The sequence below is a fragment of the Gordonia sp. NPDC003950 genome, from assembly GCF_053605205.1.
In genome coordinates this window covers 14,245-37,779 of the sequence record NZ_JBSGIT010000002.1, presented here as the reverse complement: position 1 = coordinate 37,779, position 23,535 = coordinate 14,245, and the positions used below count along the sequence as shown (strand labels likewise).

Sequence of the window (23,535 nt, the reverse complement as noted above, 5' to 3'; positions counted from 1 at the left end):
GACGTCAGAACGGCGCGTCGCGCCACCACTCGTCGAGGATCTGCTGGCCGGTGTGCCCGGTCCAGGTGGCAACGATGGTGTACGGGGCGCGCGCGGAGTCGGTGAAGTTGGTGATCACCCAGCCGTCGCGCACGGCGTCCGCCGACACCCGCACAGGCCCTTCGGTCCACCCTCGAGGTGTACCGGGCTGATTGCCCAGGGTGGCGTCGATCTGCTCGCGTTGCTGCGTCGTCGGGGTATGCCACACCGTGTAGCGGACACCGGAGTCGGCCCCGGAGTTGGTGACGCAGGTGATCCCGTCGATCCCGTTCGATGCCGCCGGTGCGCACTCGGCATCACCCCACCCGTCGGCGTTGGGACCCTCCGGGAGGAGCTGCGAGAACCGGGTGGCGATGGGTTGCTGTGCGGCCGACCAGGTTCCGGGGTCGTCGGGGCGGTTGAGGAACGCCAGCACGCCGGCGATGATGCCGATCAGCGCCAGCACCGTCGCCACCGAGATCAGGGTCGTGGTCCGGCGGCTCTGCGTCGCCGTGCCCGGCGTGGCGGGTGGGCGGTCGGACGTGGCGCGCCGCCCTGTGTTCACCAATTGTGTTGCCGTGTCCGGATTTCCGGTCGGGGAGAACACGCGTCCGGAGTTCGCTACGGTCTGCGGATTCGACACGCGCGGGTCAGACGCCACCGAGGTCGGCGTGCGGCGTGGCCCGATCAGGGAGGTGTTCTCGGTGCCGGTTGCCCATGGCCGGCCGGGCGGGAAGGTCTGGCCCTGACCGGGATAGGAGACATGGCCCGGACCGGTGGGGAACGGGGTGCGCATCCCGCCGGACAGTCCCGACGGGGGTGCCGGGGCGAGTCCGACGGCAATGGCTGCGGCGTAGGCGAATTCGGCACAGGAGGTGTAGCGCTGGGCGGGTTCCTTGGACAGCGCCCGGGCCACGACCGCGTCCACCTCGGCCGGTAGGCCCGGTACCCGTTCGCACACCGACGGCGGGACGTCGTGCAGGTGGGCACTCATCGCCGCCAGGCGATTGTCGCGGGGGAATGGTGGTGCGCCGGTGAGTAATTCGACGAAGGTGCACGCGAGTGCGTACTGGTCGGCACGCCCGTCGAGCTCGTGGCCGTGCAGTTGCTCGGGCGAGGCGTACGGTACCGATGCCACGGTCAGTCCGGTGTCGGTCAGGTGCATCGCGTCGTCGACGGCGCGGGCAATACCGAAGTCGGTCAGCATGATTGCGCCGGTGCCGCCGTCGTCGTCGGATTCGATCAGGATGTTGGCCGGTTTGACGTCACGGTGCACCATGCCGCGGCGGTGGGCGTGATCGAGTGCGGTGGCGATCTCGCCGATGATGTGGACGGCGAAAGCGGGATCGACCCCGGACGGGCAACTGCGGATGAGCGAGGACGCGTCGTAGCCGCGAACGTAGCGCATCGCGATCCACAACTGCCCGTTCTCGGCGCCGCGGTCATAGACCGACACGATGTTGCGATGATCGAGGCTGCCCGCCAGATCCGCCTCGCGCTCGAAGCGGGCGCGGAAATTCGGGTCGTCGGTGAACGACGCGTTGAGGAGTTTGAGGACGTCGAGACGGGGGAGGCGGGGGTGGGTCGCCACGTACACGGTACCCATGCCGCCGCGACCGAGAACCCGATCGATGCGATAGCCGGCGAACACGGTGCCCGGCGCCAGTTGTCCGGAGGCCGATGCCGGCCCCGTCGGGGTGCCAGTGTCCTCGCCCTGCGTCACGTTGTCACTCCCGGCCGATTCCCTGGCGTTGGTCCCTCCATCATTGCCGCCTCGAGTGTAGCCGGTGACCGGATGGCCCGGACGAGGCCATGTCCCACGTTCGGCGCACCGCCGGTGGGATACCGGGGTCATTCCAGCAGGTAGGGGGCGGTGGAGAAGAGGAACACCAGAAACAGTGCCAAGAGAAACCATGCGGCGCCCTGCCACACCTGCCACTGCCCGCCGGCCCGCCATTCGGTGTAGGCGCGCCACAGCGCTCCGATCGCGCCGCCGCCGACGATCACCGGGGCGGCGATCACCAGCACGGTGCGCAGGCCGTCGGCCGATGCCATCGCCACGACGAGGGTCGCGATGCCCAGTCCGATGATCACCGCGTCGTAGATGACCGCGCGTCGGAATGCGGAGGGGCCGCGTGGTGATGGGGAAGTGGTATCGGGGCTCATGACATGCGGGGGTGGGGTCGATTATGACGTTGACGATCACGGAATTGGGTTGGGCGCCAACGACTGTGGATTCCATGGTACACCGCGTCGCCGGACCGGTTGGCCGGGGACCTTTGACTCATTGCTGTTCGGCGGCGTCGAGGGCAGGATAGAGACGTCAGAGCTGTGTCATTGGGATTTCCACCGAGAGGGAGATGACGAACACATGAGCGCGATTCTCGTCGGCGTTGACGGATCGGAAGCATCGACGGCCGCGGTCGATTGGGCCGCGAAGACAGCTCAACTCGAAGGCGACGAACTCAAGCTGGTCGGTGTCTACGACGCCAGCACCAGTGATTACGCGCCGGGCCTCATCATTCCGCAGGACGTCATCGACGCCATCCGTCAGGACGCCACCGACGCCGTGCACGCCGCCGCCAAGGTCGCCGAAGAGGCGGCACCGGGGCTGACCGTGCACTGCTCGATCGTCGACGGTGACGCCAGCCGCGTGCTGCTCGAACTCGGCAAGGACGCCTCGGCGATCGTTCTCGGGACCCGTGGGCTCGGCGGTGTCAAGGGACTGTTCCTCGGATCGGTGTCCTCCACCGTCGCCGCACATTCGCACGGCCGCGTCGTGGTGGTCGCTGGTCCGTCCAAGGACGGGCCGGTCGTGGTCGGCGTCGACGACTCCAAGGTGAGCGACGGCGCGATCAAGGAGGCCTACGCCCAGGCATCCCTGCGCAACACCAAGCTCATCGCCGTGCACACCTGGACCCCTCTCGACGCCGACGCCCTGCACGGCTACGGCATCGACCCCGACGAGGTCGAACGGATGTCGGAGGATGCGGTCGCCGCCGTCGCCGAACGTCTCGCCGGCTACGGCGCGGACTACCCGGACGTCGAGGTGGTGCGCGAGGTGCTGCCGGAGGAGCCGGCCAAGGCCGTGCTCGAGGCCGCCGCGAAGTACGACGCCGGACTCGTCGTCGTCGGTAGCCGTGGACGTGGTGGCTTCAAGGGTCTGCTGCTGGGCTCGACCAGCCAGAAGATCCTGCATCACGCGACGCTGCCGGTGATGGTCGTCCGCAGCTGAGGCGCTGCGCGCTCGCATGGGCCTGCGAAAGCTCGAGTTGTCGGTTGGTGAGCTTGCCCAGCGAGCCGGGATCGCTCCCTCCGCCGTGCGGTACTACGAAGACCAGGGACTGATCTTCGCCCGCCGCACCGCGGGCAACCAACGTCGGTATCACCGCGCGATGCTGCGCCGGGTGGCATTCATCAAGGCCTCGCAGACCGCGGGGATTCCGCTCGCCGTCATCGCCGACGTCCTCGGTGAACTCGGTGACACCGAGTCGCCGTCGACCCAGATGTGGGAGGCGGCGTCGCAGCGGTGGATCGATGATCTCGATCAACGCATCGCGCTGCTGCAGAAGATGCGGGACATGATCGGTTCGTGCGTCGGCTGCGGGTGTCTGTCCCTGAACGCGTGTCACCTGCTCAATCCCGGCGACGAACTCCACCGGCAGGGCTCGGGGGCGCGTCGGCTGATGCCGGATTGAGCGGACCGGCGCCGGAACCGCTCGGTGCCGGTGGCGATAGGGTGTGATCCATGGCCGGTGGATCACGCGTCGCGCTCGCCCTCGGGAGCGGCGGAGCCCGCGGATACGCGCACATCGGGGTCATCGCCGAACTCGAGGCGCGGGGGTTTTCGCTGGTCAGCATCGCAGGCTCGTCGATTGGCGCGCTGGTGGGCGGGCTGTACTGCGGCGGCGGACTCGACGCGTACGAGGAGTGGATCACCGACCTCGGTCAACTCGACGTGATGCGACTGCTCGACGTCTCCCTGAGCAAGCCGGGCGGTGTGATCAAGGCCGAGCGCATCATCGCCCGCGTCGGGGACATTCTGGGCGACGCGGTGATCGAGGACCTGGCAATCCCGTTCACCGCGGTCGCCACCGACCTGATCTCCGGCCGCTCGGTCTGGTTTCAACGCGGCAAGCTTGTCGACGCCATCCGGGCATCGATAGCGATACCCGGGGTCATCACCCCGTATCAGCACGACGGTCACCTCTTCGCCGACGGCGGCATTCTCGATCCGCTGCCGGTGGCACCCACCGCCGCCGTCCTCAGTGACGTCACGATCGGTGTGGTTCTCGACGGTGACGGCCTGGCCGAAGGCGCGGCGCGGCAGCCGACCACCAAGGGGATCATCCGCCGCAACGTCGAACCGATCCTCTCCAGTGATTTCGTCCGGTCCATGCGTGATCGGCTGGGTCTGGATGCGTCGGGTGCACCCGATCCCGACGCCCTCGGCACAGAGGCGCTCGACCCGGACGTGTCCACGCCGGCCGACGACGTGGCCGATGACGTGGCGGACGCCGAACTGATGGCACCCACCCCGTCCATGGGGCGTATCGAGGTGCTGACCCGGTCGTTGGACATCATGTCGATCGCTCTGACCCGGCATCAGATTGCCGGCTACCCGCCGGACATCCTCATCCGGGTGCCGCGAAAAGCGGTGCGCACCCTCGACTTTCACAAGGCTTCGGAGATGATCGAACTCGGTCGGACGCTCACTGCCGAGGCGCTCGACCAGTTGCCCGAAACCTCGTGAGCGGGCCGCGAGGCGTGCGGGACGGCGAGACGGGCGACCGATCATGAGGCAGATCCCCCGCGGCATCTGGGTGCTGCTGAGCGCGAACGTGGTGATCGCACTCGGCTTCGGTCTGATCGCACCCGCGTTGCCGAGCTTCGCGCGCAGCTTCGACGTCGGCTACACCGCCACCTCGGCGGTGGTGTCGGCGTTCGCGGTGATGCGTCTCCTGTTCGCCCCCACCGCCGGGCGGCTGGTGACCAAGCTCGGCGAACGACGAATCTACCTGAGCGGCTTGCTGATCGTCGCCGCCAGCACATTCGCGTGCGCCTTCGCGCAGAACTACGTGCAGTTGCTGATCTTCCGCGGGCTCGGTGGCATCGGTTCGACGATGTTCACCATTTCGGCGATGGCGTTGCTGATCCGCATGTCGCCCAACGAGATCCGCGGTCGTATCGCGGGGTTCTTCTCGGCCGGATTCCTCATCGGCAACATCACCGGGCCGCTCGTCGGTGCGGCCCTGGTCGGTTTCGGTCTGCGTATGCCGTTCATCGTCTACGCGATCGCGCTGGTGATCGCGTCGGTCGTGGTGGCCACGCAACTCCGCGACGCCGGCGACGCCGATGCCGATACCGCCGGCGAGAAGCCCGGCGTGATGTCCTTACGGGCCGCATTGCGCGACAGTGCATATCGGGCGATCCTGGCGTCCAACTTCACCCAGGGCTGGGCGTCGATGGGTGTTCGGGTGGCGGTGGTTCCGCTGTTCATCACCGACGGACTCGGCGAGCAACCGGCGATGGCCGGTGTCGTGCTGGCGGTCTACGCCGTGGGCAATGTGGCGGCGATCGTGGCGGCGGGGCGATTCTCGGATCGGTATGGTCGCCGACGGGTGATGCTGCCCGGGTTGGCGATCATGGCGGTGTCCACGGCGCTGCTGGGGTTCTCGCCGAATCTGGTGATTGCGCTGGCACTGTCGATGTTCGCCGGAGTCGGTTCCGGACTGTTCGCGCCGACCCATCAGGCCGCCCTCGCCGATGTCCTGGGTGCACGACGGCAGGGCGGTTCGGCGTTGGCCGCCTACGGCATGTCCTCGGATCTCGGCGCCATCGGCGGTCCGCTGATCGTCGGATTCGTCGCCGACCGTTTAGGTTTCGGCCCGGCCTTCGTCCTCACCTCCGCGGTGGCCGCCGCCGCGTTCGTGATGTGGATCGCGGCGCGCGAAACCGCCCCCGAAGTGGTCGGCACTCCCGCCAAACTCTCCGATCCGGACGCCCGCTGACGGTTGGCGCCGACCGGAGACCCGACGCGGGGCCGCACGCTCCGCGACCATCCCGACCCCGCTGACAGCGCTCACCTCCCCGTTGACAGCGCTCACCTGAACGTTGACAGCGCTCACCTCCCCGTTGACAGCGCTCACCTGAACGTTGACAGCGCTCACCGGTCGTTCATCCCTCGCGGTGGAGGTGCGCGACATGGCCTACGGTTGACCCATGGTGACAGCGGCGGTCTCCTCCCATACGCAACCTGCCTCGTTCGGGGTCGACTCCGAGGTGGGTGTGCTGCGCGCGGTGATGGTCCATCGCCCCGGACCCGAACTCGATCGGCTCACCCCGGCCAACGCGGCGGGCTTCCTGTTCGCCGGTGTTCCCGACCCGGCCCGGGCCCGTGACGAACACGACGCGTTCACTGCCGCACTCCGTGACCGCGGAGTCGAGGTCTTGCTGCTTGGCGATCTGCTTGTCGAGGCGATTGCCCATAGCGGCGCGGCGCGGATACAGGGCATCGCCTCGGCGGTGCACGTGGGTCGTCTCGGTGCCCGGCTGGCCGAGGAGTTGAGCCGACACCTCCGTGGGTTGCCGGCGCCGGAGCTGGGCCGAATACTCACCGCCGGAATCACTTTCGACGAGCTGCCGGATATCGCGGTCTCCGCCGGCGGGTCGTTGGTCCGGCAGATGTACACCGGCGCGGAGTTCGCCATCGAACCACTGCCGAATCTGCTCTACAGCCGCGACAGCTCGTTCTGGGTCAGGGAACGATTCGCGATCTCGTCGCTGGCGCGGCGGGCGCGAGTGCGGGAGGCGTCGCTGGTCGACCTCATCTACGCCCATCACCCGCGATTCATGGGTGCCCGGCGCGCATACGAGTCACGGGTCGCCCCGGTCGAGGGAGGTGATGTGTTGTTGCTGGCGCCGGGCGTCGTCGCCGTCGGTGTGGGTGAACGTACCACTCCCGCAGGCGCCGAGGCACTCGCCGAGAGTTTGCTCACCGACGGGCTCGCGCACACCGTGTTGGCCATCCCGATCGAACGACCCGGTGCCTTCATGCACCTCGGCACGATGTGCACCATGGTCGACATCGATGCCATGGTCGTCCATCCCGCGATCCGGGATGGCATGTCCGCGTTCACCATTCGCTCCGATGACGACGGGGGTGTGGTGGCGTCGGGGGCGCGTGGGTTCGCCGACGCCGCGGCCGACGCGATGGGCATCGCCGGTCTACGTCTCATCGATCCGGAAATCGCCTCGGCGACACCATCTTCGGGAACCTGGGACGACAGTTCCAACACCCTGGCGATCGCACCCGGCGTGGTGGTGTCCTATCGGCACAACGCCGACACCAACCGGCGCCTCACCGATGCCGGCATCGAGATCATCGAGATCGACGGTGCGGCGCTCGATGTCGGACACGGTGGACCACGCTGCATGTCGTGTCCGCTCGCACGCGATCCGCTGTGAACCAGACGCACTGCGACGCGAGCCGAGAAGGAGACATGCGATGAGTGGACAGCCGGACACCCCGGTCGACCTCGCGTCCCTGCTGCACATCGACCCGACGGCCGACTCGCCGCCGTTCGAACAGGTGCGTCTCGGCGTGATCGGACTCGTCGACCACGGGACGCTGCTGGTGGGCTCCCGGATACCGACGGTGCGGGCCCTGGCCACCGACCTGCACCTGGCCGCCAACACCGTGGCCCGCAGCTACCGAGAACTCGAGGCGGCCGGGATCATCGAAACGCGGGGTCGGCACGGCTCTTTCATCAAGGCCGGACCCGATGCGCGGCTGTCGGCGGCCCAACGGGCCACCGTCGACCACGTGAAAGCGCTGCGTGAGCAGGGAATCGACGATGACGCGATGGTCACGTTGTTGTTGCGTGCACTCGGTAGGAGTTGAGAAAACACATCAAGGTTTGGTTGTGTGATCTGGTGTCCACTCACCTTCCTCCCCGCCGAACGCGAGTCACGCTGGATCCGACGGTCTTCGGCGTCACCGCTGTGCTCATCATCGCCTTCGTCATCTGGGGTCTGGCCGCGCCCGACAACCTGAACACGGTCACCGACAACGTGCTCGGCTGGATCACCGGAAATCTCGGCTGGCTGTTCGTGTTGTCCGCATCGGGTTTCGTGATCTTCGCGGTGTATCTGGCACTGTCGAAGTACGGTCGTATCCCGCTGGGTCGCGACGGCGAGGCGCCCGAGTACCGCACGATCAGCTGGATCGCCATGATGTTCAGCGCCGGAATGGGAATCGGCCTGATGTTCTTCGGTTCCTACGAGCCGTTGTTCCACTACGTGTCCGCACCCCCGGAGATGTCCGCGGAGGATGTGCGCACCGCGATGGCAACAACCATGTTCCACTGGGGTTTTCACCCGTGGGCGATGTATGCCGTTGTGGGCCTCGCGATTGCGTACGGCACCTACCGGTGCGGCCGCAATCAGCTGATCAGTTCGGTGTTCTCGCCGATCCTCGGGTCACGCGCCCACGGTCCGATCGGCAAGATCATCGACATCCTCGCGATCTTCGCGACATTGTTCGGGACCGTGGCCTCGCTGGGACTCGGTGCGCTGCAGATCGGATCGGGTATCAGCAAGGTCGGGTGGGTCGACAATCCGGGGGTGATGTTGCTCGTCGCCATCGTCGCGGTCCTCACCGCATGCTTCGTCCTGTCCGCGGTATCCGGGATCGCCAAGGGCATTCAGTGGTTGTCGAACATCAACATGGTGCTGGCGTTGATCCTCGCGGTGTTCGTCTTCGTCGTGGGCCCCACGGTGTTCATCCTGAATCTGATGCCCACCACGCTCGGTGCCTACCTCAATGACCTGCCGTTCTTCTCCGCCCGATCCGGTGCCACCGTCGACGCCGACGGTCAGGAGTGGCTCGCTGGGTGGACGATCTTCTACTGGGCGTGGTGGGTGTCGTGGACGCCGTTCGTCGGCATGTTCCTGGCGAAGATCTCGCGTGGACGCAGCATCCGCGAATTCGTCTTCGGCGTGATGGTGGTGCCGGTCGCGGTGTCGCTGGTCTGGTTCGCCATCTTCGGTGGGACCGCGATCCGGCAGAACATGGACGGGATCCTTCCGTTCGACCCCGCCACCGCCGCCAGCGAGGACACTCTGTTCGACGTCCTGGCCAACCTGCCGTGGACGGGAATCGCGTCGGCACTGGTGATGATCCTGGTCGCCATCTTCTTCGTCTCCGGTGCCGACTCGGCGTCACTGGTGATGGGAACGCTCAGCGAACGCGGTGCGGAGGAACCCCGTCGTCTCACCACCATCTTCTGGGGTGTGCTCACCGGCGGCGTGGCCGCACTGCTCCTCGCCATCGGCGGTGACGATCCCAACCACGAGGCGCTCAACGGCATCAAACAGATGGCGATCATCGCCGCCCTGCCGTTCGTCCTGGTGATGATCGGCATGTGCGTATCGCTGTTCATGGATCTGCGCCGCGACCCGTTGATCGTGTCGCGGCAGATCTTGGCGGGTCAGGTCGACGATCACATCCGCAAACAGGCCGAGGTGATCAGCACCGGCGAGATGCCGGCCGACGACGGCACCCCGGTCACCCCCATCGTCCAGTCCTCCGACTGACGTCGAGTGGGCGCCCATTCCCGTCGAGTGGGCGCCCGTTCCCGTCGAGTGGGTGCCGTTTCGCGTCGAGTGGGCGCCCGTTCCCGTCGAGTGGGCGCCGATTCGCGTCGAGTGGGCGCCCGTTCCCGTCGAGTGGGCGTCAGCCCCAACTCGGCAGCCAGATCTGCTGGCGCCACATGGTCGGTGAGATGGGGGATGCGGTCAGGATCGGCCACAGCCAGGCGAAGTTGGCCACCACCAGCCCGACGTAGATGGCGACGACGAGGACCGCGAGGGCCTGACGTTCGGGTCTGGTACCGGGTACCGCCCGTCTCGAGCCGCGCAGGATGTCGCCGCAGCACAACGCCAGCCCCATCACCAGGAACGGTGCCAGGACGGTCGCGTAGAAGAAGTACATCTGCCGATCGAGTTCGATGAACCAGGGCAGGAAGCCGGCGGCGTAAGCGGTGACGACGGCGGCGTAGCGCCAGTCGCGACGGACGAACCACGACCACAGGCCCCACAACAGCATCGGCAGGGCCAGCCACCACATCGCGGGAGAGCCGATCAGCATCTGCGCGCGGACGCATTCGCCGCCGCCGCAGCGATCGGGTCCGTTCTCCAGTGCGTAGAGCATTGGACGCAGGCTCATCGGCCACGTCCAGGGTTTGGATTCCCACGGGTGATGGTTGCCCGCGGAATTGGTCAGGCCTGCGTGGAATTTGAGAATTCCGGCCTCGTAATACCAGAGTGAGCGCCACGCGCCGGGCACCCATGACCAGGTGCCGCCGGTGCCGATCGTGTTGCCCACCTGATAGCGGTACACCGACGTCTCGCCGGAGAACCACGGGATGAACGTCGCCAGGTAGATCGCGACCGGCATCACCGCCATGCTCAGACCCGACGGCACCACGTCGCGCATGAGGGTGCCCACCCACGGACGCTTCACGTGATAGGCGCGTCGCGCGGCGACGTCGAATCCGAGGGAGAGCAGCAGGAAGAAGATGACGTAGTAGATGCCGGACCACTTGGTGCCACAGGTCAGGCCGAGCATCACCCCGGCCGTGAAGCGATACCAGCGGAAACCCATCCGCGGCCCGTATACCGAATCGCCGATGCGGCCCTCGAGGTAGACCTTGTGCATGCGTTCGCGCACCTGATCGCGGTCGGCGATGACCGCGGCGAACGTGGCGACGACGAACAAGGCCTGGAAGATGTCGAGCATGCCCAGCCGGGATTGGACGAACAGCACACCGTCGCAGATCGCGAAGATGCCGGCGATCGCGCCGATCAGCGTCGACCGCGTCATCCGGCGCACGGATGCGTAGATCATCACCACGATCGCGATGCCGGCGAGCGCGGACATGACGCGCCACCCCATCGGGGTGTACCCGAACATCGACTCGCCGATCGCCAGCAGCCACTTGCCGACCGGCGGATGCACCACCAGGCCGTAGGCCGGGTTGTCCTCGATCCAGTTGCCGCCGGTGAGCACCTGCCAGCCCTGCGGGACGTAATGCTTCTCGTCGAAGATCGGGGTGCCGTCGTCGGTCGGCGTCCACAGCAGCCAGAACCGGGTGATGGTGGCGATGGCGCCGATGATCAGGCCGACGATCAGCCCACGCCGCCGATCCGTCGCCCCGAACAGCGGGGTCGGGATCTCCGGGCCGGGGGTCGGCGAGGTCGCATGCGCCGACGACGTGATCTCGGCGCTGTGATGCGGCTCGCCCAATACGACGCCGCCGGCGGTCAGTGTCACTCGTCCGATCGTAATGGTCGGTTGGTGCCGGCTCACGCAGCCGTACGCTGTCGGCATGACTTTGCCGGATATGCCGTCACCGGACCGGCCGGGCGCGTTGGTCCTCGCTGCCACCCCGATGGGTCGCTACGACGACGCGTCGCCGCGGCTGGTGGCGGCACTGGAGTCGGCCGACATCGTGGCGGCCGAGGACACCCGTCGCGCCCGCGCGCTGGCCGCGGGATTGGGCGTGTCCATCGGCGGTGAGCTGATCAGCTACTACGACCAGGTGGAGGCCGCGCGCACGCCACGGCTGGTGGAGGCCATCGCCGGTGGGGCGACGGTGCTGCTGATCACCGACGCCGGGATGCCGTCGGTCAGCGACCCGGGATACCGCGTGGTGGTCGCGTGCGCGGAGGCCGGCCTGCGGGTGACCGCGCTGCCCGGGCCGTCGGCGGTGACCACCGCACTGGCGGTGTCGGCGATGCCGTCGGAGCGGTTCAGCTTCGAGGGTTTCGCACCCCGCAAACCGGGGGCACGACGGGACTGGCTGACGACGCTGCGCAACGAACCCCGTACCGCGGTGTTCTTCGAATCGCCCCACCGGCTGGCCGATCTGCTGGCGGTGGCCGCCGACGTGCTGGGGCCGGATCGTCGTGCGGCGGTCTGCCGGGAGCTGACGAAAACCTACGAGGAGGTGCGCCGCGGCACCCTGGCCGAACTCGCCGAATGGGCCGCGGCCGGGGTGAAGGGTGAGATCACCGTCGTTCTGAGCGGCGCCACGCCCGCCGAGGCCGACCTCGACGAACTCGCCGCCCGGGCGCAGGCCCTCGCCGACGGCGGCATGCGGCTCAAGGCCGCGTGCGAGGAGGTCACCCGGGGAAGCGGCGTCTCCCGACGTGAGGTGTACGAGGCGGTGCTGGCGGCGCGGTCGGAGTGAGGTCATGAACTACCGTCACGACTTCGACATCGCCTCAGAAGTGATCGAGTTCCGTCATCGTTGGGTCGCCACACCCGGATCCCTGCGCTGATTCCCCGCTGACGCTGTCCGCCCGCAACACCGCATCGATCTGCTCGGCGTAGATCGCGTGGAAGCTCTCCGACGGGTGGAATCCGTCGGCGGCGAAGAGGTCGGCCCCGCCGGGCGGCACGAACCGCGCGAAGCGGCCGATGCCGGGGAAACCGGCGGACACCTGCGACGCGATGTCATCGAAATGCGCTGCGCGCGCACCCAATACGGTCGCCAGCGTGCGCGGCAACGCCGGACACATCTGCAACATCGGGACCGGCAGCAACACGATCCGCGCGGATTGGGCGGCGCCGGAGGTGATCTCGGCCAGCAGTGCGGTGAGTTCGGTACGCCAGCGACGCGGGGTGTGCATGTTCTTCGTGTCGTTGGCGCCCACCGATACGATCACCACGTCAGCGTTCGCGAGCAGGTCCGGGTCGATGAGTGTGATCACTTCGCCTGCGGTGTAGCCGGTTCGGGCGCGGACGTGCCAGTGCACCTCACCGCCGAGTCGTTCAGCGAGTCGCCCGGCGACGCCACCGGCGAGGGTGTGGTGATGGTGCGCCACGCCGACCCCACCGGCGAGGCTGTCACCGATCACGAGGAGTCGTGTTGTCCCATCACCGGTGTCGCCGGTGATCACTCCGTCGTCGCCGTCGGCCTGGGGGAGACGCAGGACGATTCGCTGGGCGCGCAGACCCTGCCACAGCGCGGTCGGGGTACGCCATCTCGCTGCGGTCGCCAGCGTTACGATTCGCGGCACGACATCCCCACCTCGAGATCGACTGTGGCGGTGGCGGTCACGATGCTGGCGGCCTTGTCGAGACATTCCTGCCATTCGCGCGCCGGATCGGAGTCGATGGTGATGCCGCCGCCCACACCGAGGTATAGTCCACCGTCCGGAGCGACCTCGACGGTCCGGATGGCCACATTGAGGTCGAGCAGACCGTCCGGTCCGGCCAGGCCGACCGCGCCGCAGTACACACCGCGCGGGTGGGATTCCCAGTCCTCGAGGAGTTCTCGGGCCCGAATCTTGGGGGTCCCGGTCACCGACGCCGGCGGCCAGGTCGCCTCCAGTAGTCCGGAGTTGCCCACCTCGGGTGGCAGGATCGCCTGGACCCGGGACACCAGGTGCCACACGCCCGGCGCGGCCACCACTTCGAGGAGAGCGGTGACGTGCACCGAACCGGTGACCGCGACCCGGCTCAGATCGTTGCGGACCAGGTCGACGATCATCACATTCTCGGCGATGTCCTTGGTCGACGCGGCCAAGAGGTTCGGATCGGCATCGGCCGGCAGCGTGCCCTTGATGGGTGAGGACGTCACGATGTTTCCCGTGCGGCGCAGGAAGCTCTCCGGGGAGAAACTGGTCACCGCACCCCAATCACCCTGCAGAAAAGCGGATTTCGCGGGTCGGGTGGTGGCGGTCAGGTCGCAGTAGAAGTCGATGTGTGACCCGTCGAGGGCGCCGTCGAACCGGGTGCACACACACGCTTGGTAGATCTCGCCCGCTCGAATGGCCTCCAGGCATTCCTCGATGGCGGCGAGGTGGTGATCACGGTCGGGCGGCGTCCACGTCGCGGTCCAGCCGGCTCGGGACTGTGCCGTCGCCGACGACCGCTCCACCACGTCGTCCACCCACGCCGGGGGCGTGGAGTCGTCGGCGGACACCGTGTGCCATCGTCCCTCGCGGAGCACCAGCAGATGGGCCGTGACGCCGCCCGCACTCACCGGCAGCGCCGTCTCGTCCCGTCGTCGACCGTCGAACCCGCGGTAGCCCAACCAGAATCGGTCCGGCCGATCCTCCGGCAGGTGTCCGGCCCGGATGTCGATGGACGGTGCGATCACCGCGTCGGCATCCCACCAGTCGCCGATCAGTGCGGCCGGCGGGGGGAGGCCGCGTTCACGGGTGTGGGCATGCAGCGCCCGCAGGACGTCCGGTGCGGTGGCCGACATTGCCTCCGGTCATCCCTCGTAACGCGGGAAAACCGGTGTGGGCTTGGGTAACTGCGATCCCGGCGTGAGTTGGTGGGCCACGGCGGTGAAGTCGCGGTGCTCGCCGACCGTCAGCAGATCGAGGAGTTTCCCACAGGAGGAGGGCAGTACCGGCTGGGCCAGCAGTGCGACGACGCGGACCACTTCGGCGCAGACGTAGAGCACGGTGCCGGTGCGTTCCAGATCGGTCTTGGCCAGTTTCCAGGGTTCCTGGGCGGAGATGTAGCGGTTGGTGTCGGCCAGCACCGACCACAACGCCTCGAGGCCGAGGTGGATGGCCTGGTTGTCGAAGTGGGCACGCACCGTTGGCAGCAATTCGCCTGTGGCGGTGAGCAATGTCTGATCGGCGTCGGTGAGGTCGCCCGGGGTGGGCACCGCCGAGTCGAAGTACTTGCCGATCATCGACAGGGTGCGCTGGGCGAGGTTGCCGAATTCGTTGGCGAGGTCGGCGTTGATACGCGCCACGATCGCGTCGGTGGAATACGACCCGTCCTGACCGTAGGACACCTCACGCAGGAAGAAGTACCGCACCGGATCGAGGCCGAACTCGTCGATGAGGTTGTCGGGGTCGACGACGTTGCCGACGGACTTACTCATCTTCTCGCCCTTGTTGAACAGGAAGCCATGGGCGAACACGCGTTTCGGCAGCTCGATGCCGGCGCTCATCAGGAACGCCGGCCAGTACACGCAGTGGAAGCGGATGATGTCCTTGCCGATCACATGTAGATCCGCCGGCCAGTACTTCTCGAATGTTGTTGTGTCGTCCGGGAATCCGACGCCGGTCAGATAGTTGGTGAGGGCGTCCACCCAGACGTACATGACGTGATCGGGGTGCCCGGGCACCGGCACTCCCCAGTCGAAGGTGGTGCGCGACACCGACAGATCGGTCAACCCGCCCTTGACGAAGCTGATCACCTCGTTGCGGCGGACATCGGGCCCGATGAACTCCGGATGGCTCTCGTAGAGATCGAGGAGCTTGTCCTGGTAGGCCGACAAGCGGAAGAAGTAGGTCTGCTCCTCGGTCCAGGTGAGGACATGACCGTTGTCGGTGGCCACTCGCTCACCGGCCTCGTTGACCTCGGTGTCGGACTCGGCGTAGAACAGTTCGTCGCGGATGTCGTACCAGCCGGAGTAGGCATCGAGGTAGATGTCGCCGGCCTCGCTCATGCGCTGCCAGATGGCCTCCGACGCGCGCTTGTGATCGTCGTCGGAGGTGCGGATGAACCGGTCGTAACTGGACCCGAGCCGGTCCTGGAGTTCCTGGAACCTGTCGGAGTTGCGGCGTGCGAGTTCCGCGGTCGGGATGCCCTCCTTCTCCGCGGTCTGCTGCATCTTCTGACCGTGGACGTCGGTGCCGGTGAGGAACCGGACGTCGAAGCCGTCGAGTCGCTTGAACCGTGCGAGGGCGTCGGCCGAGATGTACTCGTAGGCGTGCCCGATGTGCGGGGCGCCGTTCGGGTAGGCGATCGCGGTGGTCAGGTAATACGGGCGGCCGGCGCCGTGCGAGGTCGGGCCGTCCGACGAGCCTGCGTCGGTGCTGGTCAGATCAGTGGGCATAGTGGTTGTCAGGATACTGGGTGGGCGCCGTCGGCCCGACCCGTGGCCCGGCCGCCGCCTCCTCCCGACGATGGTCATGGCACAGAACGCGTGGCGCAGGAGGTCATGGCACAGAATCGTCGACATTGTGCCCAGGTGAGCGCCGAATACACGCCTTAAGCTGGTACCCATGGTGATGGCAGACCGCCCCGAAGTGGCGACCGCATCGGCGCCGGTGACGGGATTGACCCTCGTCGGTCTTGCCGACAACATGCTCAATGGTCTGGCCCGCGTGCCGTTCCGGAGATTCTGGAACGGGCCGAGCGGGCTGCTCGACAATGTCGGGCAATCGGTCACCCGGCAGGCGGTGCGGTCGTTCATGGGCTACATCGTCGGCCTGCCGATCGAGGAGTTCCGGTCGATGGAGAAGGTTCTCGACGACCTGTGCCGTGTGGTCATCCCGCCGTTCATCCACCTCACCGATGACGTCGAGGTCACCGACGACGAGATCAACGGTGTGCCCGGTCTCTGGTTGCGCTCGCGCGCCAGTTCAGACGAGTTCGTCGACAGCGATCAACGCAAGACCGCGATCGACGGCACCATCCTCTACCTGCACGGCGGCGGCTACATCGGCACGACGCCGATGATGTACTCGGCCTTCGCCGCGTCGCTGGTCAGCGGTACCGGCTGTGAGGTCTTCATCGCCGACTACCGGATGGCACCGGAGTTCCCGTTCCCGGCCGGTGTGCATGACGCCGCCGACGTCTACCGGGGATTGCTGGAACGCGGCGTGGACGCCGATCACCTGGTGATCGCGGGTGACTCCGGCGGCGGTGGCCTGGCGACCTCGCTGGCCGGGTACCTCCGCGAGGTCGGGTTGCCCCGCCCGGCTGCGGTCGCCCTGTTCTCACCCGAGGTCGATCTCGACATGGACCATCCGTCGATCACCGAGAACGCGAGCACCGACATCCTGCCGTGGAACGTGCCGGTCACCCCGTACCTGCACGGCGTGCAGCCCGACGACATACGCGTGTCGATGGTCTACGCCGAGCCGGGCGACGAGTGGTTCCCACCCACCTTCGTGTGCTGGGGTGCCGACGAGATGTTCCGCGACCCGATCCGCGACTTCGTCACCTCGCTGGAGAAGGCGGGTATCGAGGTCACCGCGTTGGAGGAGCGGGGTATGTTCCATGTCTTCCCGATCCTGATGCCATGGGCGGAGAGTTCACACGAGGTGTACCGGCTGCTCAACGAGTTCGTCGACCGGCACGTGGCCCCGGACCCCGAGGCCACCCCGACACACTGAACCTCCGGGCGACCGCCCTCCCGCAGGGTCTCACCGGGTCGGCTGCCACCCGTTACGCTGGCGGCATGGTGATGGCTGATCGAGACGACGTTGACACGGCGTCGGCGCCGATTACGGCGCTGACCGTGGTGGGCCTGGCCGAGACGATGCTCAACGGTCTGGCGCGGGTACCGTTCACCAAGCCGTGGCGTGGGCCGGGTGGGCTTCTCGACAACGTCGGTCAGTCGGTGACGCGGCAAACGATCCGGGCGTTCATGGGGTATTCGATGGGGCTTCCCATCGAGGAGTTCCGCTCGATGGAGAAGATCCTCGACGACGTCTGTCAGGTGGTCCTGCCGCCGGTCATCGGCGTGGCCGGACGGGTGGAGATCGTCGAGGACGAGATCGGAGGGGTCTCCGGGATCTGGTGCCGGGCCAAGGACAGCTCGGATTCCTACGTCGACGACGCCGAAACCAAGAGTTCGATCAACGGCACGATCCTCTACCTGCACGGCGGTGGCTACATCGGCACGTCACCGATGATGTACTCGGCCTTCGCCGCCGCCCTGGTGCGGATCACCGGTTGTGAGATCTTCATCGCCGACTACCGGATGGCGCCCGAATTCCCTTTCCCGGCAGGGATGCACGACGCCGCCGATGTCTATCGGGGTCTGCTCGCCCGTGGTGTTGATTCCGGCCATCTGATCATCGCCGGCGATTCCGGTGGTGGCGGACTGGCCACCTCCCTGGTGTCCTACCTGCATGACCATCAGCTGCCGAAACCCGCTGCGCTGGCCCTGTTCTCGCCCGAGATCGATCTCGATCTCGATCACGATTCGGTGACCGAGAACGCCGCCCACGACATCCTGCCGTGGAGTATCCCGGTCGCCCCGTACCTGCGCGGGGTGCAGCCCAACGACGAACGTGTCTCGGCCGTCTACGGTCACCCGGACCCGGAGTGGTTCCCGCCCACCTTCGTCTGCTGGGGCGAGGTCGAGATGTTCCGGGACGGCATCCGCCAGTTCGTGGAGAATCTCCGGGCCGCCGACGTACCGCTGATGGCGATGGAGGAACGCGGGATGTTCCACGTCTTCCCGATCCTCATGCCGTGGGCTGAATCGAGCAAACGAGTGTTGCGTAAGCTCGGTGAGCTCGCGAACCGTCACGTCACCCCGGATCCGGGTGCGTCACCGACGCACTGACGGATCCGGGGGCGGCTCCGGATGGTGCGAGCACCCCTACGGCATGGTGCGAGCGCCCCTACAGCAGACGCTGATACGGCTCGCATCCCGGCGGTGCCTTGGGCGGGTCGCGTCGCTCGATCTCCGGGATCGGCATGCTCACCGGTGTGCCCTCGGTGAGGGTGAACTTCTCACCGTGGTGGGCCAGATCGATCGCCGGACCCGACAGCAACCGATAGGTCGCCGTCGCCTTGTCAATGGCCACAACGATCTTGGAGTCCCGGACGATCATGCGGAAGGACAGGTAGTCCAGCTTGCTGGGCAGTCGCGGGGCGAAGGTGATGTGTCCGCCGAAGTCGCGCATACCGCCGAAGCCGGCCACGCAGTCGGTCCACGCGCCGGCCAGGGCGGCGATGTGCAGACCACTGGCGACGTTGTCGTGCAGGTCATGAAGGTCGGTGAACACCGATTCGGCCATCAGATCATAGGCGAGATCGAGGTAGCCGACCTCGGCCGCGGTGACCGCCTCACAACACGCCGACAGTGACGAGTCGCGCACGGTCAACGGATAGTAGTAGTCGAAGTTGCGCAGTTTCTGTTCCGGTGTGAAGGCGTCGCCGAACATGTACATCGCAAACACCAGATCGGCCTGCTTGACCACCTGCTTGCGGTACAGGTCGAAGTACGGATAGTTCAGCAGCAGTGGGTATTTGCCCTTCGATTCCTCGAAATCCCAGGCACCGAGCAGGGTGAACGCCTCACACTGCTGATGCACCCCGAGCGCCTCGTCGTAGGGCAACGTCATGTCGTCGGCGCACGATTCCCAGTGCGCTGTCTCGGCATTGGTGACACCCAACTCCTGGGCGAGATCGGGCCGTCGATGCACCGCGTCGATCGCGTCGCGGAAGTTCTGTTGCGCAGCAAGATTCGTGAAGACGTTGTTGTTCACCACCGCGGTGTACTCGTCGGGTCCGGTGATGCCGTCGATGCGGAAATTGCCGTTGATGTCGTGGTGGCCCATACCGGCGAACAGGCGCGCGGTCTCCACCAACAGTTCGACGCCGCACTCGGTTTCGAACTGCTCGTCATGGGTGGCCCGCAGGTATCGGCCGGTCGCGTTGGCGATGTCGGCGCTGACGTGCACACCGGCGGTACCCGCAGGCCAGTATCCCGAGCACTCGTCACCGTTGATCGACCGCCACGGGAACATTGCGCCGCGCTGAGCCAACTCGGCCGCACGCGATTTCGCCTTGTCGATGGTGGCGTGGCGCCATCGCAATTCCTCACCGGCCGCGGCGGGAACGGTGTAGGTGAGCATCGGCAGAATGAAACTCTCGGTGTCCCAGAAGGTGTGGCCGTCGTAGCCGGGTCCGGTGAGACCCTTGGCCGGGATGGCACGCGACTGACCGCGCGCACCGGCCTGCAGGACATGGAACAACGCGAACCGGACCGCCTGTTGCAGTTCGGGATCGCCGTCGACCTCGACATCGGCGTCGCGCCAGAAATCGTCGAGGTATCGGCCCTGATCGGCCTTCAGCGATTCCCAACCGGTTTCCATCGCCATGGCCAGTGCGGCGTCGACCTGAGCACGCAGGGCCGGTACCGATCGGCGCGCCGACCAGCCGTAACCCATGTACTTCGTCAGGCTGAGCTTGGTGCCCTGCGGGACGTTGGCGGCCACGGTCAGTCGCGCGAGATCACCGTCGGCGCGAATGAAGGTGTCTGCGCGGTCCGGGAAGTCGATCTCATGATCCATGCCCGCGGCCATGTGCAGGCCGGACTTCTTGGTGTGGTGGACCAGGATTCCCCAGTAGTTACGGCAGGTCGCCAGGTCGGAGACCAACGGTGAATCCAGCGCGGCGGCCAGACGCGGATCGTTTCCGGGAAGCGGAACGGGCTCGTTGGCAAGCAGATCCGACTGTAGGACGAGTTTCATGTCCTCGCCGATCGGCTCCACCTCGTAGTGGATGGCGGCGATGGTGCGTTTGGTGAACGACACCAGGCGTTCGGACCGGATGCGCACGGTGCGCCCGGTCGGGGAGGTCCACAGCGTGTTGCGGCGCAGTGTTCCGGTGCGGAAGTCCAGGACGCGCTCATGTTCCTCGGTGCGCCCGTACCGCAGGTCCATGGGCTCGTCTTCGACGAGTAGCCGGATGATCTTGCCGTCGGTCACGTTGACCACCGTCTGGCCGGATTCCGGGTAGCCGTAACCACTTTCGGCGTACGGCAGACCACGCTGCTCGTAGTACCCGTTCAGGTAGGTGCCGGGGTGGTCGACGGGTTCGCCTTCTTCGAAGCTGCCGCGCAGGCCCAGGTGTCCGTTCGACAGGGCGAACAGTGTCTCGGTGCGACCGAGCATGTCGATGTCGAGCCCTCGCCAGCGCAGCTGCCAGGGGTGGACATCGAATCCGAATGCGTGATCACTGGTACTCATGCAGGCAGCAATTCCTCGAGATCGTTGACGACGATGGACGCTCCGGCAGCCGTCATCGACGCGGCCTGGGTGCCACCGACCCGGTCGATGCCGACGACATAGCCGAAGTTGCCGGCGGCGCCGGCCTGTATTCCGGAGATCGCATCCTCGAAGACGGCCGCGGCGGTCGGCTCCACACCCATGCGCTGCGCCCCGAGCAGATACGAATCCGGTGCCGGTTTACCCGGCAATCCTGCTGCGGCGGTTTCCAGTCCGTCGACGCGTACTTCGACGAACTTCGACAGATCGGCCGCATCGAGCACGGCCTTGCCGTTCTTCGACGAGGTCACCACCGCGATCCGCAGCCCGGCATCGCGTGCGGCCTCGAGATAGCGCACCGATCCGGGGTACGGGGTGACGCCGTCGCGTTCGAGGCTGGCCATGAACATCTCGTTCTTGCCACTGCCGATCGCGTCGGCATCGGCGGGTGACACGTCGTCGATGCCTCGAGAGGCGAGGAATGCGCGCACGCCGTCGTCGCGAGGTCGGCCGTCGACATAGTCGAGGTAGTCCTGCTCGGTGAACGGGGTGAATCCGTCGCCATCTCGCTTACGCAGGAAGGCGTCGAAGGCAGCCTTCCATGCCTTCTGATGGAGGACAGCGGTACTGGTGAGGACCCCGTCGAGATCGAACAGTGCGACGGTGACCGTATCTGGCAAACCCAACACGTTGGCAAACGCTACCTGTCTGCGGCGGATCGGGCTTGGTATGCGCTGATGTCGGCGCGAGCGTCGTCCGGGGAGGTGCGAAAACCGGTGGACGTGGCAGGCTCGAATGATCAACCATGGGGCCATGTCTCGTCGCTTCGCACAGGTCGATGTGTTCGCCGCCGCTCCGATCACCGGAAACCCGGTGGCAGTCGTCCTCGACGCCGAGGGCATCGACGACGAGCAGATGGCCGCCTTCGCGCGGTGGACGAACCTGTCGGAGACGACGTTCGTGCTGCCGCCCACCGACCCGGCCGCCGACTACCGGCTGCGAATATTCACGCCGGGCGGCGAACTGCCCTTTGCGGGGCACCCGACTCTCGGATCTGCATACGCATTCCTCGAGGCCGGAGCCGACATCACCGGCGAGTACCTCGTCCAGGAATGCGGTGTCGGACTGGTGCGTATCCGACGCGACGGGCAGCGTCTCGCGTTCGCCGCGCCGCCGCTGAGCAGGTCGGGTCCCGTCGACGCCGCCACCGTCGCCGCGGTGACCGCGGCGTTGGGTGTCGATCCCGCACATGTTCTCGCCGCCGAATGGGTGGTCAACGGACCGCAGTGGATGGTCCTGCAGCTGGACTCGGCGCGCCGCGTCCTCGACGTGCGTCCGGATTTCGCGGCGCTCGGTGACCACGAGGTCGGGATCGTCGGCGAGCATTCCGACGCCACCCGTCCTGAGGCGGGGGTCCTGTTCGAGGTGCGGGCCTTTGCTCCCGGCGAAGGGGTGCCCGAGGATCCGGTAACCGGCAGCCTCAACGCCGGCATCGCGACGTGGCTACGCCGCGACGGCCGCGCACCGCGGAGCTACGTCGCCGCCCAGGGCGCCGCCCTCGGGCGGACGGGTCGGGTGTTCGTCACCGACGACGGTGACAACATCTGGATCGGCGGGATGAGTACGACGGTGATCACCGGAACCGTCGAGCTCTGAGCGGAGCGGGGACATCCGCCTGGATCGTGCCCCCTTACAGTGGGGCCCATGTCCGCCGCCGACAGCCCGACCTCCGTTGACAGCGCTCACTCCTCCGTTGACAGCGCTCAGAATCCCGCCGACAGCGCTCCCGTCAAGGAGCTCAGCGCCAAGGAAGCCAAGAAGCGTCGCCGTCGTGAGCCGCCGCCGGATCCGGAGCCGTTGCCCGGCCTCGTCGACGCCCATACCCATCTCGCCGCCTGCGGTGGTCGTGACCCCGAGTCGGTGCGAGCGATCCTCGATCATGCCGATGCGGTCGGGGTCGGGCAGGTGATCACCGTCGCCGACGACATGGTCGACGCGCGATGGGCGGTCGATGCCGCCCGGTGGGATGAGCGGGCGTTCGCGGCGGTGGCGCTGCACCCGACGCATGCCGGTGACCTCGACGACGCCGCCCGCGCCGAACTCGAGCAGATGGCGGTCGACCCGCGGGTGGTGGCGATCGGGGAGACGGGGCTGGATTACTACTGGCCGGGCCGATCCGAGTCGGCGGCCGACCCCGCCATCCAGAAGGACGCCTTCGCCTGGCATATTGAACTCGCCAAGCGCGTCGGCAAGCCGTTGATGATCCACAACCGCGAGGCCGATCGCGATCTGCTCGACATTCTCGCGGCGGAAGGATCGCCCGACGTCGTGATCATGCATTGCTTCTCCGGTGACCGAAACGTTGCACGCGAATGCATAGAGCGTGGCTATCTGCTGAGTTTCGCCGGAACTGTGACATTCGCCAATGCCGCGGAGCTTCGTGAAGCGGCTCGCCTGGTGCCCGATGACCAGATCCTGGTGGAGACCGATGCGCCGTTCCTCACTGCTCATCCCTACCGTGGCCAGCCGAATCAGTCGTATTGCCTGCCATACACGGCGCGTGGGCTTGCCGACATCCGCCAAACGGATGACGTGACGATGGCTCGGCAGCTCGGCGTCAACGCGCGACGCGTCTACCGGCTACCTTTGCGCTAATCATCCTGTCTCGTTATCGTATTGTGATCCGTCAGCCTGTGGGGGTTCCAGACGGACGCCACGTTCCCGATCAGGATGCTTCACCTTGTC

At 66.8% G+C, this 23,535-nt stretch carries 20 protein-coding genes; 12 read left to right on the top strand and 8 right to left on the bottom strand.

The window, feature by feature from the left end:
* Positions 1 to 4 precede the first annotated feature (4 nt).
* Both ACWETB_RS01870 and ACWETB_RS01865 read right to left on the bottom strand, forming a co-directional pair.
* The gene (locus tag ACWETB_RS01870) at positions 5 to 1,741 is read right to left on the bottom strand and encodes a protein kinase domain-containing protein (protein WP_452208882.1); all 1,737 of its coding nucleotides are present in this window, start codon (positions 1,739 to 1,741) and stop codon (positions 5 to 7) included.
* A gap of 128 nt (positions 1,742 to 1,869) precedes the next feature.
* A complete protein-coding gene (locus tag ACWETB_RS01865; protein WP_449744289.1) occupies positions 1,870 to 2,184 on the bottom strand; it encodes a hypothetical protein in 315 nt (104 codons plus the stop codon).
* 205 nt (positions 2,185 to 2,389) lie between these two features.
* On the opposite strand from ACWETB_RS01865, the gene ACWETB_RS01860 reads away from it, so the two are divergent.
* From ACWETB_RS01860 to ACWETB_RS01830, 7 genes are all read left to right on the top strand, one after another.
* Entirely contained in the window at positions 2,390 to 3,253 is an 864-nt protein-coding gene (locus ACWETB_RS01860; RefSeq protein WP_452208880.1) for a universal stress protein, read from the top strand.
* Between the two features lie 16 nt (positions 3,254 to 3,269).
* Positions 3,270 to 3,716, top strand: a complete 447-nt coding sequence (gene soxR, locus ACWETB_RS01855) for a redox-sensitive transcriptional activator SoxR (protein WP_348809512.1) — start codon at positions 3,270 to 3,272, stop codon at positions 3,714 to 3,716.
* A 50-nt stretch (positions 3,717 to 3,766) separates the two neighbouring features.
* The gene (locus ACWETB_RS01850; protein WP_452208877.1) at positions 3,767 to 4,771 is read left to right on the top strand and encodes a patatin-like phospholipase family protein; all 1,005 of its coding nucleotides are present in this window, start codon (positions 3,767 to 3,769) and stop codon (positions 4,769 to 4,771) included.
* A gap of 43 nt (positions 4,772 to 4,814) precedes the next feature.
* Entirely contained in the window at positions 4,815 to 6,029 is a 1,215-nt protein-coding gene (locus ACWETB_RS01845) for an MFS transporter (RefSeq protein ID WP_452208875.1), read from the top strand.
* Between the two features lie 211 nt (positions 6,030 to 6,240).
* The gene (locus ACWETB_RS01840; protein ID WP_449744292.1) at positions 6,241 to 7,485 is read left to right on the top strand and encodes an arginine deiminase; all 1,245 of its coding nucleotides are present in this window, start codon (positions 6,241 to 6,243) and stop codon (positions 7,483 to 7,485) included.
* 40 nt (positions 7,486 to 7,525) lie between these two features.
* Positions 7,526 to 7,921: a GntR family transcriptional regulator gene (locus tag ACWETB_RS01835; RefSeq protein ID WP_449744293.1), complete on the top strand. Its 396-nt coding sequence runs from the start codon at positions 7,526 to 7,528 to the stop codon at positions 7,919 to 7,921.
* 32 nt (positions 7,922 to 7,953) lie between these two features.
* Positions 7,954 to 9,615 carry a BCCT family transporter gene (locus ACWETB_RS01830; protein WP_449744294.1) on the top strand — a complete coding sequence of 554 codons (1,662 nt, stop codon included), beginning with the start codon at positions 7,954 to 7,956 and terminating at the stop codon, positions 9,613 to 9,615.
* A gap of 139 nt (positions 9,616 to 9,754) precedes the next feature.
* Here the strand turns inward: ACWETB_RS01830 and ACWETB_RS01825 are convergent, their stop codons facing one another.
* The gene (locus tag ACWETB_RS01825) at positions 9,755 to 11,353 is read right to left on the bottom strand and encodes a dolichyl-phosphate-mannose--protein mannosyltransferase (protein ID WP_452208872.1); all 1,599 of its coding nucleotides are present in this window, start codon (positions 11,351 to 11,353) and stop codon (positions 9,755 to 9,757) included.
* Between the two features lie 70 nt (positions 11,354 to 11,423).
* Here ACWETB_RS01825 and rsmI point away from each other — a divergent pair, with 70 nt between their 5' ends.
* A complete protein-coding gene (gene rsmI, locus ACWETB_RS01820; protein ID WP_452209200.1) occupies positions 11,424 to 12,272 on the top strand; it encodes a 16S rRNA (cytidine(1402)-2'-O)-methyltransferase in 849 nt (282 codons plus the stop codon).
* A 34-nt stretch (positions 12,273 to 12,306) separates the two neighbouring features.
* Here rsmI and ACWETB_RS01815 read toward each other — a convergent pair whose 3' ends face one another.
* The 3 genes from ACWETB_RS01815 to metG are packed head-to-tail and all read right to left on the bottom strand — an operon-like array spanning position 12,307 to position 15,893.
* A complete protein-coding gene (locus ACWETB_RS01815; RefSeq protein WP_452208870.1) occupies positions 12,307 to 13,104 on the bottom strand; it encodes an SGNH/GDSL hydrolase family protein in 798 nt (265 codons plus the stop codon).
* Entirely contained in the window at positions 13,089 to 14,297 is a 1,209-nt protein-coding gene (locus ACWETB_RS01810) for an aminodeoxychorismate synthase component I (RefSeq protein ID WP_452208868.1), read from the bottom strand. Before ACWETB_RS01810 ends, ACWETB_RS01815 begins: the two co-directional genes overlap by 16 nt.
* Positions 14,298 to 14,306: 9 nt before the next feature.
* The gene (metG, locus tag ACWETB_RS01805; RefSeq protein ID WP_452208866.1) at positions 14,307 to 15,893 is read right to left on the bottom strand and encodes a methionine--tRNA ligase; all 1,587 of its coding nucleotides are present in this window, start codon (positions 15,891 to 15,893) and stop codon (positions 14,307 to 14,309) included.
* A gap of 169 nt (positions 15,894 to 16,062) precedes the next feature.
* Between metG and ACWETB_RS01800 the strand changes: the two genes are divergently transcribed.
* Positions 16,063 to 17,178, top strand: coding sequence for an alpha/beta hydrolase (locus ACWETB_RS01800; protein WP_452208864.1), 1,116 nt, complete (start codon positions 16,063 to 16,065; stop codon positions 17,176 to 17,178).
* A gap of 65 nt (positions 17,179 to 17,243) precedes the next feature.
* The gene (locus tag ACWETB_RS01795) at positions 17,244 to 18,359 is read left to right on the top strand and encodes an alpha/beta hydrolase (protein WP_452208862.1); all 1,116 of its coding nucleotides are present in this window, start codon (positions 17,244 to 17,246) and stop codon (positions 18,357 to 18,359) included.
* A gap of 58 nt (positions 18,360 to 18,417) precedes the next feature.
* Here the strand turns inward: ACWETB_RS01795 and ACWETB_RS01790 are convergent, their stop codons facing one another.
* Both ACWETB_RS01790 and ACWETB_RS01785 read right to left on the bottom strand, forming a co-directional pair.
* Positions 18,418 to 20,772, bottom strand: a complete 2,355-nt coding sequence (locus tag ACWETB_RS01790; protein WP_449744301.1) for a glycoside hydrolase family 65 protein — start codon at positions 20,770 to 20,772, stop codon at positions 18,418 to 18,420.
* The gene (locus tag ACWETB_RS01785) at positions 20,769 to 21,479 is read right to left on the bottom strand and encodes an HAD family hydrolase (protein WP_449744302.1); all 711 of its coding nucleotides are present in this window, start codon (positions 21,477 to 21,479) and stop codon (positions 20,769 to 20,771) included. The genes ACWETB_RS01790 and ACWETB_RS01785 overlap by 4 nt, the downstream gene beginning before the upstream one ends.
* Before the next feature lie 124 nt (positions 21,480 to 21,603).
* On the opposite strand from ACWETB_RS01785, the gene ACWETB_RS01780 reads away from it, so the two are divergent.
* Together ACWETB_RS01780 and ACWETB_RS01775 are read left to right on the top strand one after the other, a co-directional pair.
* The gene (locus tag ACWETB_RS01780) at positions 21,604 to 22,446 is read left to right on the top strand and encodes a PhzF family phenazine biosynthesis protein (protein WP_452208859.1); all 843 of its coding nucleotides are present in this window, start codon (positions 21,604 to 21,606) and stop codon (positions 22,444 to 22,446) included.
* A 48-nt stretch (positions 22,447 to 22,494) separates the two neighbouring features.
* Entirely contained in the window at positions 22,495 to 23,445 is a 951-nt protein-coding gene (locus ACWETB_RS01775; RefSeq protein WP_452208857.1) for a TatD family hydrolase, read from the top strand.
* Positions 23,446 to 23,535: the final 90 nt, after the last annotated feature.